Source organism: Gordonia sp. JH63, from assembly GCF_009856645.1.
Classification (GTDB): Bacteria; Actinomycetota; Actinomycetes; order Mycobacteriales; family Mycobacteriaceae; genus Gordonia; species Gordonia hongkongensis.
The window spans coordinates 1,135,258-1,149,345 of the sequence record NZ_CP047235.1 but is presented as its reverse complement, the minus strand read 5'-3'; the positions used below and the strand labels follow the sequence as shown (position 1 = coordinate 1,149,345).

Sequence of the window (14,088 nt, the reverse complement as noted above, 5' to 3'; positions counted from 1 at the left end):
CCGAGTCCACCCGACCGTCGCCATCGTGGCGGCGACACTGATCCTGGGAACTGCCACCGCCTGCGGAACCGACAGCACCGCAGCGTCGGAAAGCACTGTCACCGTATCCAATTGCGGAGCCGACGTCGCCTTCCCGCAACCCCTCGACCGGTTGTTCGTCAACGACGGCGGCATGATTGCGATCGCACTCGCCGCCGGTGCCCGTGACAACATGGTGGCGGTCAGCGCGCTCGCCCGGGACAAGGACATCCTGCGGCTCGAGTACGGACCCCAGGTCGACACCCTGAACGAGGTCGCGACCGAACGTCCCACCCTCGAGAACATCGTCGCGGCGAAACCCCAAGTGCTGTATGCCGGATACAACTACGGCATGAGCGAATCGCGCGGGATCACACCCGAGATCCTCGCCGGACACGGCATCGACGTGTACCAGTTGTCCGAGGCGTGCCGGCAGACCGAGGGCGAGGCGCAGCGCGGCACAATGGACCCGTGGGTCGCGCTCGACACCGATCTGCGCAACATCGGCACCCTCACCGGCAATCCCGAGCAGGGCGCCGCCGCGGCCGACGAGGTGGCCGACCGCCTCGAGAAGCTGCGCGCCGCACCACAACCCGCCGCGAAACCAACGGTCTTCGTCTTCGACAGCGTCTCGGACACCATCTTCTCCTCCGGATCCTTCGGCGGCCCGCAGGGCATCATCGACGCCGCGGGCGCGCGCAACGCGACCGAGGACATCGAGGACACCTGGACCGCCGTGAGCTGGGAACGCCTCACCACCGCGGACCCCGACGTCATCGTGTTCGTCGACTATCCCGGCCAGTCGGTCGACGAGAAGATCGCCGCCCTGCGTTCTAATCCGGCGAGCCGGAACCTGAAGGCCGTGCGCGAGAACCGCTTCGTGAACCTGCCGTACGCGATGTGGGTGTCGAGCCCACTCAACATCGACGCCGCCGAGATCATGCGCGGCGTTCTCGAGAGCCACGGCCTCGCACCGGAATCCGGTATCACCCCGTCCCTGGATGTCGCGCAATTGGACCTCGGGGGCAACAACTGGCTGGAGTGAGTCGCGGGACGCCCCGTTGAACACGTGGGGCCGCGGCGATCGTCATGCCGCCGCCCCACGGAGTAGTCGGTGGACCCCCTACCACGAGGCACCGACAAGTTACCGGCTCCGAATAGCGTTGCACAACATCAGTTTTGGCTTGCAACGCGCTCGCAACGGTGTACACTCGAACGTACATTCGCGGCAACGGTTCTCGGGGGCGACCATGTCTGACGAACAAGCGGCGCGGCGACCGCGCGCCCTCGAGTTGGTGGCCGACCTGCACCGCATCCTCGGTGAGTTGCAGACCGTGGACCTGTCGCCGTGTACCGATGCCGAACTCGCCGACGTGGCCGCGGAGACCGAGCGCGCGATCGCGCGTCTGACCGTCGCCGGAGACCGGCAGATCGATCAGGTCGAGGCCCGCGACCTACCCCGCAAGGCCGGCTGCCGCACCCTCATGCAGTACATGACCCACCGGCTACGAGTCTCGAACCCGATGCGCCGCCGTAAGCAGATGGACGCCACCGCCCACCGGACCAGCCTCGGCGGCGAGGTCCTCCCACCCGAATACCCCTGCCTCGCCGAAGCTTTCGCACAAGGCACAGTCGGCACCGCCCACGTACAAGCCACCCTCGACGTCCTCGACCGCATCCCCGGCACCATCGACCACGATGTACAGGTCGCCGCTGAGCGGCAGATGGCCGAGATCGCCGAAGCCCACACGCCTGCCGAGATCACCCAGCTCGGCTCGCGGCTGCTCGCCCACCTCGATCCCGACGGCACACTGGCCGACGACACCGACCAGAAACGACGCCGCGGCCTGTGGATCGGTCGGCAACGCGCCGATGGCACCGCCAAGATCTCCGGCACCCTGACCCCCGCACTCGCCGCCCGACTGACCATGATGTTCGCCGTGTGGGGCAAACCCGGACTCAACAACCCCGACGACCCCGCCTCGCCCCAAGGCCCGGCCGGTGCCGCCGACCCCGACGCCCTGACCGCCGCAGCCGACCGCGACCAACGCACCCTCGCCCAGACCAATCACGACGCCCTCGATGCCGCACTCGCCGCAGGCTTCGCCGACGGAACACTCGGCACCTCGCACCGAGGGCTACCCGTGCAACTGATCATCAAAGCCGACCTCAACGACCTCATCCGCGAAGCCGGACTCGCCACCACCGCCACCGGCACCCTGCTGCCCATCCGGGACCTGATCACGATGGCCGCCGACATGCAACCCTGGCTCGCGATCTTCAAAGACGCCACCACCGTCCCCCTGCACTTCGGACGGGGCAAACGCCTGGCCACCCGCGAACAACGCCTCGTCTCCTTCGCCCGTCCCGACGGGGAAGTGTGTTCGGCACCCGGGTGCGATCAACCCGCCACCCACGTCGAGCTTCATCACGCCGAACGAGACTGGGCCAAGGGCGGTCTCACCGACATCGACGACCTCGCCCCGGCCTGTCCCCGTCACAACCGCATGGTCGGCGACCAACCCGGCCAATACACCACCCGCATCGCCCGATCCGGCCCCGACGAAGGCCGCTGCCTGTGGCGGTTGAACGCCGAACCCGGCGCACCGCCCAACCCCGAACACATCAACCGCCGACCCGACATACCCCGGCGGTTCGCACAACACCTGAACACCGTGCGCAACGAGATCCACGGACCTGCCACCAGGTCCGGCGACCAGTCGCGCCCCGACGCCGTCGGCTACGGCGACCGCGGCCGGCGCCTCGAACTCGCCTACCGCGAACTCGTCCATCCGCGAACACCGCCGGAGCACCTCACCACCCCACCGCTGACCCCGGTCGAAGCTGCACTCGCACGCATACTCGCTGACCACGCGTGATTGCACACGACACGAGGGGCCCGGCATCGGAATGCCGGGCCCCTCGTGGGTGTCAGTGCGCCTGATCAGATCAGGCCTGCGGTGCCTCCGCGAAGTTGCGGGTGACCGCCGGGTCGACCGGGATGCCCGGGCCCGTCGTCGTGGAGACGGTGACCTTCTTGATGTAGCGGCCCTTGGCGGCCGACGGCTTGGCGCGCATGATCTCGTCGTAGGCAGCGCCGTAGTTCTCGGCCAGCTTGGCCGGGTCGAACGAGGCCTTGCCGATGACGAAGTGCAGGTTCGCAGCCTTGTCGACGCGGAAGTTGATCTTGCCGCCCTTGATGTCGTTGACGGCCTTGGTGACGTCGGTGGTCACGGTGCCCGTCTTCGGGTTCGGCATCAGGCCGCGGGGTCCGAGGACACGCGCGATACGGCCGACCTTGGCCATCTGATCCGGGGTGGCGATCGCGGCGTCGAAGTCCAGCCAACCGCCCTGGATGCGCTCGATTAGATCCTCGGCGCCGACCTCGTCGGCACCGGCGGCGGTGGCCTCGGCGGCCTTGTCGCCGGCGGCGAACACGATCACGCGGGCAGTCTTACCGGTGCCGTGCGGCAGATTGACGGTGCCTCGAACCATCTGGTCTGCCTTACGGGGGTCGACGCCCAGCCGCATCGCGACCTCGACGGTCGCGTCGGTGTTCTTCGACGACGTGTCCTTGGCCAGCTCCACAGCCTCCAGCGGGCTGTACAGCTTGGTCTTGTCGACCTTCTCGGCCGCGGCCGCGTAGGCCTTGCTCTTCTTGCTCATTGCTCTGTTCCTTCTCCGCCGTCAGTCGGCGGGGTGTGTGGTGCGGGCCGAGCCGGCCCTCCCACGGTGATGATGAGGTCTGTCAGCCTTCGACGGTGATGCCCATGGACCGAGCAGTACCGGCGATGATCTTCGCGGCCTGGTCGATGTCATTGGCGTTCAGGTCTTCGGCCTTGGTCTTGGCGATCTCACGGACCTGGTCCATGCTCACCTTGCCGACCTTGTTGGTGTGGGGCTCGCCGGAGCCCTTCTGCAGGCCGGCGGCCTTCAGCAGGAGCTTCGCAGCCGGCGGGGTCTTCAACTTGAAGTCGAAGGAGCGATCTTCGTACACGAAGATCTCGACCGGGATGACGTTGCCGCGCTGCGACTCGGTCGCCGCGTTGTACGCCTTGCAGAACTCCATGATGTTCACGCCGTGCTGACCGAGCGCCGGACCCACGGGCGGGGCCGGGTTGGCCTGGCCTGCCGAGATCTGGAGCTTGATGATCCCGGCGAGCTTCTTCTTCTTGGGAGGCATCTTCTGTTCCTTGCTTGTTTCCTTGCGAATTCACGCCCGCTGGAGACGTGAAAGTTCTGAGTTGGTGGTCCGGCCCTAGATCTTCTCGACCTGGTTGAACCCGAGCTCGACCGGCGTCTCGCGACCGAAGATCGACACGAGGACCTTGACCTTGCGCTGCTCGGCGTTGACCTCGCTGATCGACGCGGGCAGCGTGGCGAACGGGCCGTCCATGACGGTGACCGACTCGCCGACCTCGAAGTCGACCTCGATGACGTTCGACGCGGCGGCAGCTGCGGCCTCGACGCCCTCGGCGGCGGCACCACGCGACGCGGCGGGCTTCTTGGCCTCGGTCCGCGGCATCAGGAACTGCAGCACCTCGTTGAGCGAGAGCGGCGACGGCTTGCTGGTCATCCCGACGAAGCCGGTGACACCCGGCGTGTTGCGCACGGCGCCCCACGACTCGTCGTTGAGCTCCATGCGGACGAGGATGTAGCCCGGCAGTACCTTGCGGTTGACCTTCTTGGGCTGGCCGTTCTTGATCTCGGTGACCTCTTCGGTCGGCACCTCGACCTGGAAGATGTAGTCGCCGACGTCGAGGTTCTGCACGCGGGTCTCGAGGTTGGCCTTGACCTTGTTCTCGTAACCGGCGTAGCTGTGGATCACGTACCAGTCGCCGGGCGCGCGCCGGAGCTGCGTGCGCAGTTCCTCGACCGGATCGACCTCAACCGCTTCGACCTCGGCCTCTTCGACAGGGGCCTCGTCGGCGGCGGCCTCGTCAACCGGGACCTCGTCGGCATCCTCGGAGACGGTGTCCTCGGCGGGGGCCTCGTCACCCTCGACGACCGCGTCGTCGGCGACCGCGTCACCCTCGGTGTCCACCGCGTCGGTCACGGCCGCGTCGACAGCGTCGACGTCGGCAGCAGCCACGTCGACGGAATCGGTCGAGGCGAGTTCGTTCTCCGGGGTGCTCACTGCAGCCCACGCTCCTTATGGTTCATCTGGCGGTCGTGTTCCTCGTCGCCGGCCGAGCCCACCGCGTGGGTCAGCCGAACAACCAGAGCACGCCCTTGGCGAAGGCGAGGTCGAGGCCGGCAATGAACGCGGTCATCACGATGACGAACACGAGCACGACGATCGTGTAGGTGATCATCTCGCGCCGCGTAGGCCAGATGACCTTCTTCAGCTCGGCGACGACCTGCGTCAGAAAGACCCAGATCCGTACGAACGGATTCCGGCTCTCCTCGGCAGACGCCTTCTTCTTGGTCTTGCGTTCCTTGACGGCGACCGACCCCGTGTCGGAGTCGGCGTCACCGTCGGTTGCACCCGCCGCCGAGCGACGTCCGCGAGCCGAGCGCTTACCGGACGGACGCAGCTCCTTCGCGGCTTCGGTCGACGTGCCGTCGTCCGTACCCGCGTCGGTGGCCTCGTCGCGACCGTCGAGCTCAGCCGCAGCCGAATCGGCCGCAGAACCCTCTGCGGCGTCTTTGGCGCGGGCGGCCCGGTCTCGCTTGCTCAACTTCGCGGTCCTCTCGTCAGCGTGTGCCCTTCACCAGGGCAGGGGCGACAGGACTTGAACCTGCAACCTGCGGTTTTGGAGACCGCTGCTCTGCCAATTGAGCTACGCCCCTTTGCGACGCCCGCCACCGGAGTGGTCGGCGTTGCCGTCCTTCTCGATCCGGCCTCGCGGCCCGTCGACGTTTCGTCGCCGACAAAACCAACGCGCCACCCTATGGGTAGCGCGCAAGTCTGAATCAATCAGACACTTCAGTGTAGATCACCGGGGCGGTGGACCCAAAACGGGCTCGCCTCCGCTCCCCCGACGACCGTACACGCCACCCGTCCGTGAGCCGCCCGAACGGCTCGCGACCGGTCGATCAGTTGAACTGGATGACGGCCTGCGCGCGTCCGAAGATGCGGCGATCGCCCTGCTTGGCGGTGATGGCGATGGTCCCGCGGCGGGTCGCGGGATCGAGCGACTTCACCTTGCCGGTGAAGTCGACGGCCGCGCTGTCGTCGGCCGGGACGTACACCGGGCTGGTGAAGCGCACGTTGTACTCGCAGAAAGCCGCCGGGTCACCGATGAACTCGGAGACGAAGCTCGCGCCGAGCCCCATCGTCTGCATGCCGTGCGCGACGACGTCGTCCATGCCGGCCGCGTTCACGACGTGGTCGGAGAAGTGGATCGGGTTGGGGTCGCCGGCCACGCCCGCATAGTTCGCGAGATTGCCGCGCGTCAACAGGTAGCGCTTGGGCGTGAGTTCCTGACCCACCGTGAGCGTGTCGAAGTCGACGGCACCGAAGGCGCCCGGCGACTGCGTCGGGTCGGGGAGGTCGTAGCGACCCGCCTTCGGCTCGACGGTGTGCCCGGATTCGCCGATGGCGTCGACCTTGATCATCACGTGGTCGAGGGAGGCCTCGAGTTCCGGGTCGACATCCATGCCGGGACGCGCGGCCAGGGAGGTCCACGTGGTCATGACCGGCTCGTCGTGCTGGTTCCAGATGACGTTCTTGGTGACCATCAGGTCGATCATCTCGGGACTGCTCACGTGCCGGAACGACTCGAGCGAGACGTCGCAGATCAGGCGGTCCCCGACCTTCATCGGCTGGTGGTAGACCAGCCGCTGGTCGGTCTGCATGATCTGCCACATGTCGTAGCCGGTGACGACGTCTTCGAAGAGCTTGCGCTGGGCGATGATCCCGAGCACCGACACGTAGGTGGGCGCGGCGATCAGGCGGTCGTGGCCGAAGGCCCGGGCGCCCTCCTCGCTCCAGTGGGTCGGGTGCGCATCCTGCACCGCCATCGCGTGCTTACGGATCTCCTCGCGGCCGATCTCGTAATAGTCGTCGACCGTGTAGTGGAAGCCGACGAGGCTCTGCGTGTGGGCGGCGATCTCGTCGGGGGTCGGCTTCGCACCACCGCTCGACGCCTCGTCCGGACGATCCTGGATCTCGGCTCCGCTTACCTGTGACATTGAGCTCTACTCCTTCGGCCGACACAGCAAGACGGGCTGCCTCATCGAGAGGCAGCCCGTTGCTGGTGGTACTTCGAAACGGCCGACGACGGCGTCAGCGCGATTCCTTGTGCCCCTGATGCTTGCCGCAGTTCGGGCAGAACTTCTTGATCTCGAGGCGATCGGGATCGTTGCGGCGGTTCTTCTTCGTGATGTAGTTACGGTGCTTGCACACCTCGCAGGCCAAGGTGATCTTGGGGCGAACATCTGTTGAGGAGGCCACTTGATTGCCTTCTTTCGGGTGGTACGTGGTCGGGTTCGGAAGTTCCCTCAGGGCTTGCGACCCTTGCGCTCGGTTCCGGTCGGACCCGATGTGTAGCGGTGGAGGGACTCGATCCCTCGACCTCACGATTATGAGTCGTGCGCTCTAACCAGCTGAGCTACACCGCCCCGCGGACTTCTCGTCCAGCGAGCCCCCTGACGGAATCGAACCGTCGACCTTTTCCTTACCATGGAAACGCTCTGCCGACTGAGCTAAGGGGGCGTGCCCCGGGCGGTTGTGCCCGAGAGCCCTAACGAGGTTACACACTCGCGTCTGCGCTAGACAAATCGCTGGTCGGAGACCGTCTGTAGAGCAGTTTCGCGAGATTGGACCACGCTGTGGCAGGTATAGGATTCGAACCTATGTAGCTTGCGCGACGGATTTACAATCCGCTCCCTTTGGCCGCTCGGGCAACCTGCCGTGCCGCTCTTCCGGCCACCGTGACGGCCGTACGAACAACGCCGTGAAGAATACAACGAACACCGCATCAACGCGCAAACCGGCTGGTCAACAGGCCGGGACATGGTCGTGGCACAGGCGTCCCACTGCGACCCCCACTCCTGCTACTGTGGCTGCGTTCTGACACGGGGTGCTCCGCGACGCGGGGCTGAGATGAGACCCGAGAACCTGTCCAGGTAATGCTGACGAAGGGATGTCATGTCTGTGCATGCGCACGTGCCGGTCTCCGGCCGATTCTCCGACCACCTCTGGGAGGAGACGAAGGGGTTGCGGACGGCGATCGACGACCTCGAGTTCCTGCGGCGGCTCGGCGACGGGACGCTGCCACTCGAGGTGTTCCGCACCTACATGGAGCAGGACTCGCTGTACCTGGCCGGGTACGCGAAGGCCCTCGCCATCCTGGCGTCGAAGTCCCCCGACCCGCAGACCGCGGGGTTCTGGGCGAACTCGTCGGCCACCGCGGCCACCGTCGAGTCGGCGCTGCACGGCGACCTGCTCAACGGCGGCCAGCTGCCTCCGCGTGAGGGCGAACCCGAGCCGTCGCCGGCGTGCCTGGGGTACGTGTCCTACCTGACCGCCGTCGCCGCGACCGAATCGTATGCGGTCGGCGCCGCCGCGGCCCTGCCCTGCTTCTGGATCTACGCGGAAGTCGGCCGGGCCCTGGCCGCGAGTGCGGCCCAGGTACTCGCCGCCGACCCAAACCACCCCTACGCGCAGTGGGTGACCACCTACGACGCCCCGGAGTTCCAGGAATCCGCTTCGCGGGCAAGGGAACTCGTGGACGAGGCCGCGGCGCACGCCGGCGAGCGGGAGCGGGCCGCGATGGCCACGGCGTTCACCGTCGCCACCCGGTTCGAGCTTCTGTTCTGGGACACCGCGCTGAACCCGCAACCGTGGCCCGCCGCATGAGCGCCCGCATGAGCGCCCGCGCGCGCCGCCTCCTCACCGCGCTCGCCGCCGCGGTCGTCGCGTCGTCGGCGATCACCGCGTGCGGTTCGGGCGCCGGTTCGGACGGCACCATCCGATTCGCGCTCGACTGGTCCCCGAACACCAACCACACGGGATTGTTCGTGGCGCAGCAGCGCGGCTGGTTCGAGGAGGCCGGACTCGACGTCGAGATCCTGCCGTACAACAACACCGCCGTGGACACCATCGTGGACGCGGGCAACGCCGAGTTCGGGATCAGCACCCACAACTCGTCGACCTTCTCGCGGGCATCGGGCGCGCACACCATCTCCGTGTTCGCGCCGCTGCAGAAGTGGGCCACCGGCATCGGTGTCCGCGCCGACCGCCGCGACATCACGAGCCCGAAGGACCTCGACGGGAAGACATACGCCGGTTTCGGCGACCCGGGCGAGGAGAAGACCCTCGAGCAGGTGATCCGAAACGACGGCGGCACCGGCGAGTTCACCTCGGTGACCCTCGGGACCTCGGCATACGAGGCGGTCTACTCCGGTCAGGCCGACTTCACCGTCTCCTATCTCGCGTGGGAGGGCATCGAGGCCGAGCATCGCGGAACCCCGATGAGGTACTTCCACTACACCGACTTCGGTTTCCCGGAGGCATACGCGATCGTCGTCGACGCCAACGAGGACTGGCTGGCGGACAACCCGGACCGCGCGGCGGCCTTCGTGACGGCGCTGCAGCGCGGTTACCAGGCAGCGGCCGACGACCCGGACGCGGCGGCCCGCGACCTCCTCGCCGCCAACCCCGGTGCGTTCAACGACGAGCAGTTGGTGTTCGAGAGCCAGCGCATGCTCGCCGGTCAGTACATGAAGGACGCCGAAGGCCGGGTCGGGCGACAGACGCTCGAACAGTGGGCCGGGAACTCCGGGTTCCTGTACCGCAGCGGTCTGCTGACCGGCCCGGACGGGGCGCCGCTCACGACCGAGCCGGACTGGTCGACGTACTTCACCAATGACTACCTCGACACCCCTCGGTAGCACCGGCCTGCGTCGCATCGCGCCCGCGCTCGTCGCGGTGGTCGTCCTGGTGGCGGTCTGGCAGGTCTACGTCGACGTCAGCGGAATCCGGCCGCAGGTGCTGCCGTCGCCGTCGCGCGTCGTCGCGCAGGGTTGGTCGCACCGCGCAGAGATCGGGGTGCACGCCGCGGCGACGCTGCAGGTGACCCTGATCGGGTTCACGGTCTCGTTGGTCCTGGCCTGGCTGCTGGCCATCGTCGTCGACTTCTCGCCGGCGCTGCGACGGGCGTTCGTGCCGTTGTTCGTCGCCTCCCAGACCCTGCCGATCATCGCGATCGCACCGCTGATGATCATCTGGTTCGGCTTCGGCCTACTCCCGAAGGTGCTGGTCATCGCCCTGGTCACGTTCTTTCCGGTGGCGATCGGCCTGATCGAGGGATTCGCCGCCACCGACCGCGAGGCCGGCGCGCTGATGCGCAGCATGGGGGCCACCCGCCGCCAGGTCTTCCGGTACGTGCGGCTCCCGTCCGCGCTACCGAGGTTCTTCACCGCGCTGCGGATCGGCATCACCTATGCGGTGGTGGGCGCCGTGTTCGCCGAGTACGTCGGCGCCACCCAGGGGCTCGGCATCTACATGAGCCTGCAGAAGAACTCGTTCCGCACGGACCTGGTGCTCGCGGCAGTGCTGGTGACCGCGCTCCTGAGCGTCACGCTGTACCTGCTCACCTTCGCCGTCGAGCGGATCGTCGCGCCCTGGGCCCGCGCCGAGGACCGGAACCACCATGACTGACCACCGGCTGGTCCCGGACCACCGACTTGTCGTCGACCGGCTCACCAAGTCCTATCCCCGACCCGGACGCGGACAACCTCGCCGGGAGGTCCTCGACGGGGTGTCGTTCACCGCCGAGCCCGGCGAGTTCGTCTCCGTCATCGGGCCCAGCGGATGTGGCAAGAGCACCGTCTTCGGCCTGCTGGCCGGACTCGACGTCCCCGATTCCGGCAGCGCGTCCGTCGGCTCCGAACCCGCCATCGCCGGACACTGCGCGTACATGCCGCAGAAGGACCTGCTGTTCCCATGGCGCACCGTGCTGGACAACACCATCCTCGGCCTCCAGGTGCAGGGCGTGCCGACGAAGGAGGCCCGACGCCGGGCCGCGGACCTGTTCCCCGCCTTCGGACTCGCCGGATTCGAAGACGCCCGCCCGTTCCAGCTGTCCGGCGGGATGCGGCAGCGCGCCGCACTGCTGCGCACCGTCGTCCAGAATCGCGACCTCGTGCTGCTCGATGAACCGTTCGGCGCCCTCGACTCACTCACCCGAACCGAGATGCAGACGTGGTTGCAGTCGGTGTGGCAGCGCTACCGGTGGACCGTGCTGATGATCACCCACGACGTCCGCGAGGCCGTCCACCTCTCCGACCGCGTGATCGTGCTGTCCGCCCGCCCGGCCACCGTGGTCCACGAGGTGCGTGTCGACCTCCCGCGCCCGCGCGATCCGGCGGGGCTCACCGCTCCCGAGTTCGTCGCCCTCGAGCGAGAATTGCTCGAGGTGCTCCACGACGAGTCACGTCGTGCCCTCGCCGAGCAGGCACAGCGTCGGACGCCCCGGTAGACTCCCGCGGCCGCCCACTGTCGCTGATCGCCATGACATACCCTGTCGGACATGGCTGATTCATCCTTCGACGTGGTGAGCAAGGTCGACCGGCAAGAGGTCGACAACGCCCTGAACCAGGCTGCCAAGGAGTTGTCGCAGCGGTACGACTTCCGCGGCACCAACACCGGCATCGAGTGGTCCGGCGAGGAGAACATCGTGATCACCTCGGACGCCGAGGAGCGCGCGCAGGCGGGCCTCGAGGTGTTCAAGGAGAAGCTGATCCGACGCGACATCTCGCTCAAGGCCTTCGACGCCGGCGAGGTCGTCGGCTCGGGCAAGACCTTCAAGATCACCGGCTCGCTGGTGCAGGGCATCGACTCCGAGCACGCCAAGAAGATCTCCAAGAAGATCCGCGACGAGGGGCCGAAGGGCGTCAAGGCGCAGATCCAGGGCGACGAGCTGCGCGTGTCCAGCAAGAAGCGCGACGACCTGCAGGCCGTCATCTCGCTGCTCAAGGGCGAGGACTTCGGCATCGCCCTGCAGTTCGTCAACTACCGCTGACCCGCCCGGTCGGTGGGTCGGCGGCACCGAACCCCGACCGTCGGAAACCCAGACGGGCGCTGCGTCGTTTGACCGGATGAGGCGCCTGCACTCCGCCGCCGGCACCGGGTTCGCCCGGGCCGCCCGCGGAGCCCGAGACCCGCGGCGCCGGACAGACGAGGACCCGATGCATTTCAACGGATTGAAGACGGCGGCTCTGCTGGGTCTGATGTCGGCGATCATCGTCGGCATCGGCGCTCTGTTCCAGAGCCCGCTGATCCTGTGGGGATCGGTGATCGTCGCCGTCGGCATGAACGCCTACGTCTACTTCAACAGCGCCAAGATGTCGCTGAAGGCGATGCACGCGCAACCGGTCACCGAACTGCAGGCTCCGGTCATGTACCGGATCGTGCGTGAGCTGGCGACCACGGCACACCAGCCGATGCCCGCCCTCTACATCTCCCCCACCGAGTCGCCCAACGCGTTTGCGACCGGCCGCAACCCGAAGAACGCCGCGGTGTGTTGCACCACCGGCATCCTGCACCTGCTCGACGAGCGCGAGCTGCGCGCCGTGCTGGGCCACGAGCTGTCCCACGTGTACAACCGCGACATCCTCATCAGCTCGATCGCCGGCGCGATGGCGGCGGTGATCAGCGGCCTGGCCAACTTCGCGATGTTCATGGGCGCGTTCGGCGGGCGGGACAACGCGCCGAACCCGCTGGCGATGCTGCTCATCGCGTTGCTGGGACCGATCGCGGCCACCCTGGTGAAGCTGGCCGTCTCCCGCTCACGCGAGTTCCAGGCCGACCAGTCCGGGGCCGAACTCACCGGGGATCCGCTCGCACTCGCATCGGCGCTGGCGAAGATCTCCGGCGGGGTGCAGGCCGCGCCGCTGCCGCCGCAGCCCGACATCGCGGCCCAGTCGCACATGATGATCGAGAGTCCGTTCCGCGCGACCGACCGGATGGCCAAGATGTTCGCCACCCACCCGCCGACCGCGGAACGCATCCGCCGCCTGCAGGAGATGGCCCGCGACGGTCGCTGAGCCGGCTGAGCAGAGATCCTGCCGGTCGACCCCTCAGCCCACGCGTTCGATCGTGTAGTCCACGAGCGACGCCAGGGCACGGTGGGCCGGCGACTCGGGGAGTTCGGCCAGCATCGCGTGCGCCTCGTCGGCGAACTCCTGCAACTTCGCCCGGGCGGCGGTCATACCCGCCGACGAACCGAGCAGTTCGATCGCCTCGGCAACCTCGGCGTCGTCGGTGAGCGGCCGGGCGGCGCCGTCGGCGGCCACCAGGAGTTCGCGCAACCGGGCCGACGTCGCGTCGTCGCCCGTGAGCGCGTAGAGGACCGGCAGCGTGTGGACGCCTTCGCGAAGGTCGGTGCCCGGGGTCTTGCCCGACTCCACCGACACCGAGCTGATGTCGATGATGTCGTCGGACACCTGGAAGGCGACTCCCACGATGTCGCCGATGCGGGAGAGCCGCTCGATGTCGTCGGGCTCGGCCCCGGAGGCCATCGCGCCGAAGCGGGCGGCGGCGGCGATCAGCGAGCCGGTCTTCTCCCAGACGACCTGCAGGTAGTGCTCGATGGGGTCGGCGCCGGGTTTGACCCCGACCGTCTCCCGCATCTGGCCGGTGACGAGTTCGGCGAACGTCTCGGCGATGATGCGCACCGCCTCGGGGCCCAGCGTCGAGACGAGTCGCGAGGCGCGCGCGAACAGGAAGTCTCCGGACAGGATGGCCACGCTGTTCGTCCAGCGCGCGTTGGCACTCGCCGCACCGCGGCGCATCGCGGCCTCGTCCATCACGTCGTCGTGATAGAGCGTGGCGAGGTGGATCATCTCCACCACCGTCGCCGAGGTGATGACATCGTCGGAATCCGGGCGCGGACCGAACTGGGCGGCCAGGATCGCGAACATGGGCCGGAACCGTTTGCCCCCGGCCTTCGCGAGGTGGGTCGCCGCCTCGGTCATGACCTCGTCACCCGAAGAGAGTTCGGCGAGCAACAGATCCTCGACCCGCTGCAGCGACGAGCGCACCGTATCGGCGAACTCATCCGACACCAGGTCAACCCCGGCGAATGTGGACTTCACGGAAACGCGGCCCCATCTCGTCTG

The 14,088-nt window shown here is 67.7% G+C and carries 15 protein-coding genes, 4 tRNA genes and 1 riboswitch; of the genes, 8 read left to right on the top strand and 11 right to left on the bottom strand.

Going from position 1 to position 14,088, the window contains the following annotated elements; translation table 11 throughout:
• Positions 1–25 precede the first annotated feature (25 nt).
• Together GR168_RS05180 and GR168_RS05175 are read left to right on the top strand one after the other, a co-directional pair.
• On the top strand, positions 26–1,063 hold the full coding sequence (locus GR168_RS05180; RefSeq protein WP_238995024.1) for an ABC transporter substrate-binding protein: 1,038 nt from the start codon (positions 26–28) through the stop codon (positions 1,061–1,063).
• Positions 1,064–1,268: 205 nt separating this feature from the next.
• Positions 1,269–2,897, top strand: coding sequence for an HNH endonuclease signature motif containing protein (locus tag GR168_RS05175; protein ID WP_159370205.1), 1,629 nt, complete (start codon positions 1,269–1,271; stop codon positions 2,895–2,897).
• A 70-nt stretch (positions 2,898–2,967) separates the two neighbouring features.
• On the opposite strand, the gene rplA is transcribed toward GR168_RS05175, so the two are convergent.
• The 10 genes from rplA to GR168_RS05125 all read right to left on the bottom strand — a co-directional run bounded on the left by rplA (position 2,968) and on the right by GR168_RS05125 (position 7,876).
• Complete coding sequence (gene rplA, locus GR168_RS05170) at positions 2,968–3,684, bottom strand: 50S ribosomal protein L1 (protein WP_159370204.1); 717 nt, start codon at positions 3,682–3,684, stop codon at positions 2,968–2,970.
• A gap of 82 nt (positions 3,685–3,766) precedes the next feature.
• Positions 3,767–4,201: a 50S ribosomal protein L11 gene (gene rplK / locus GR168_RS05165; protein WP_004021736.1), complete on the bottom strand. Its 435-nt coding sequence runs from the start codon at positions 4,199–4,201 to the stop codon at positions 3,767–3,769.
• A 75-nt stretch (positions 4,202–4,276) separates the two neighbouring features.
• Positions 4,277–5,155: a transcription termination/antitermination protein NusG gene (nusG, locus tag GR168_RS05160; RefSeq protein ID WP_159370203.1), complete on the bottom strand. Its 879-nt coding sequence runs from the start codon at positions 5,153–5,155 to the stop codon at positions 4,277–4,279.
• 70 nt (positions 5,156–5,225) lie between these two features.
• Positions 5,226–5,699, bottom strand: coding sequence for a preprotein translocase subunit SecE (secE, locus tag GR168_RS05155; protein ID WP_137809758.1), 474 nt, complete (start codon positions 5,697–5,699; stop codon positions 5,226–5,228).
• A 39-nt stretch (positions 5,700–5,738) separates the two neighbouring features.
• A tRNA-Trp gene (locus GR168_RS05150) sits at positions 5,739–5,811 on the bottom strand.
• Between the two features lie 246 nt (positions 5,812–6,057).
• Positions 6,058–7,155, bottom strand: a complete 1,098-nt coding sequence (locus GR168_RS05145; RefSeq protein WP_058253328.1) for a fused (3R)-hydroxyacyl-ACP dehydratase subunits HadA/HadB — start codon at positions 7,153–7,155, stop codon at positions 6,058–6,060.
• Positions 7,156–7,249: 94 nt separating this feature from the next.
• Positions 7,250–7,417, bottom strand: coding sequence for a 50S ribosomal protein L33 (gene rpmG, locus GR168_RS05140; RefSeq protein ID WP_045823858.1), 168 nt, complete (start codon positions 7,415–7,417; stop codon positions 7,250–7,252).
• A gap of 93 nt (positions 7,418–7,510) precedes the next feature.
• Positions 7,511–7,584 (bottom strand) — tRNA-Met (locus tag GR168_RS05135).
• A gap of 21 nt (positions 7,585–7,605) precedes the next feature.
• Positions 7,606–7,678: transfer RNA gene (locus GR168_RS05130), tRNA-Thr, on the bottom strand.
• Between the two features lie 117 nt (positions 7,679–7,795).
• A tRNA-Tyr gene (locus GR168_RS05125) sits at positions 7,796–7,876 on the bottom strand.
• A 155-nt stretch (positions 7,877–8,031) separates the two neighbouring features.
• Positions 8,032–8,126: riboswitch (TPP riboswitch) on the top strand.
• Here GR168_RS05125 and GR168_RS05120 point away from each other — a divergent pair.
• From GR168_RS05120 to htpX, 6 genes are all read left to right on the top strand, one after another.
• Positions 8,114–8,824: a TenA family protein gene (locus GR168_RS05120; RefSeq protein ID WP_159370202.1), complete on the top strand. Its 711-nt coding sequence runs from the start codon at positions 8,114–8,116 to the stop codon at positions 8,822–8,824. (Overlaps the previous riboswitch by 13 nt.)
• Positions 8,821–9,858: an ABC transporter substrate-binding protein gene (locus tag GR168_RS05115; RefSeq protein WP_159370201.1), complete on the top strand. Its 1,038-nt coding sequence runs from the start codon at positions 8,821–8,823 to the stop codon at positions 9,856–9,858. Before GR168_RS05120 ends, GR168_RS05115 begins: the two co-directional genes overlap by 4 nt.
• A complete protein-coding gene (locus tag GR168_RS05110) occupies positions 9,833–10,627 on the top strand; it encodes an ABC transporter permease (protein WP_058253330.1) in 795 nt (264 codons plus the stop codon). The genes GR168_RS05115 and GR168_RS05110 overlap by 26 nt, the downstream gene beginning before the upstream one ends.
• Complete coding sequence (locus tag GR168_RS05105) at positions 10,620–11,447, top strand: ABC transporter ATP-binding protein (RefSeq protein ID WP_159370200.1); 828 nt, start codon at positions 10,620–10,622, stop codon at positions 11,445–11,447. The genes GR168_RS05110 and GR168_RS05105 overlap by 8 nt, the downstream gene beginning before the upstream one ends.
• Positions 11,448–11,498: 51 nt before the next feature.
• Positions 11,499–11,990: a YajQ family cyclic di-GMP-binding protein gene (locus GR168_RS05100; RefSeq protein ID WP_058253332.1), complete on the top strand. Its 492-nt coding sequence runs from the start codon at positions 11,499–11,501 to the stop codon at positions 11,988–11,990.
• A gap of 166 nt (positions 11,991–12,156) precedes the next feature.
• Positions 12,157–13,014: a zinc metalloprotease HtpX gene (gene htpX / locus GR168_RS05095; protein WP_058253356.1), complete on the top strand. Its 858-nt coding sequence runs from the start codon at positions 12,157–12,159 to the stop codon at positions 13,012–13,014.
• Positions 13,015–13,047: 33 nt separating this feature from the next.
• Here the strand turns inward: htpX and GR168_RS05090 are convergent, their stop codons facing one another.
• Entirely contained in the window at positions 13,048–14,064 is a 1,017-nt protein-coding gene (locus GR168_RS05090) for a polyprenyl synthetase family protein (RefSeq protein ID WP_159370199.1), read from the bottom strand.
• Positions 14,065–14,088 lie beyond the last annotated feature (24 nt).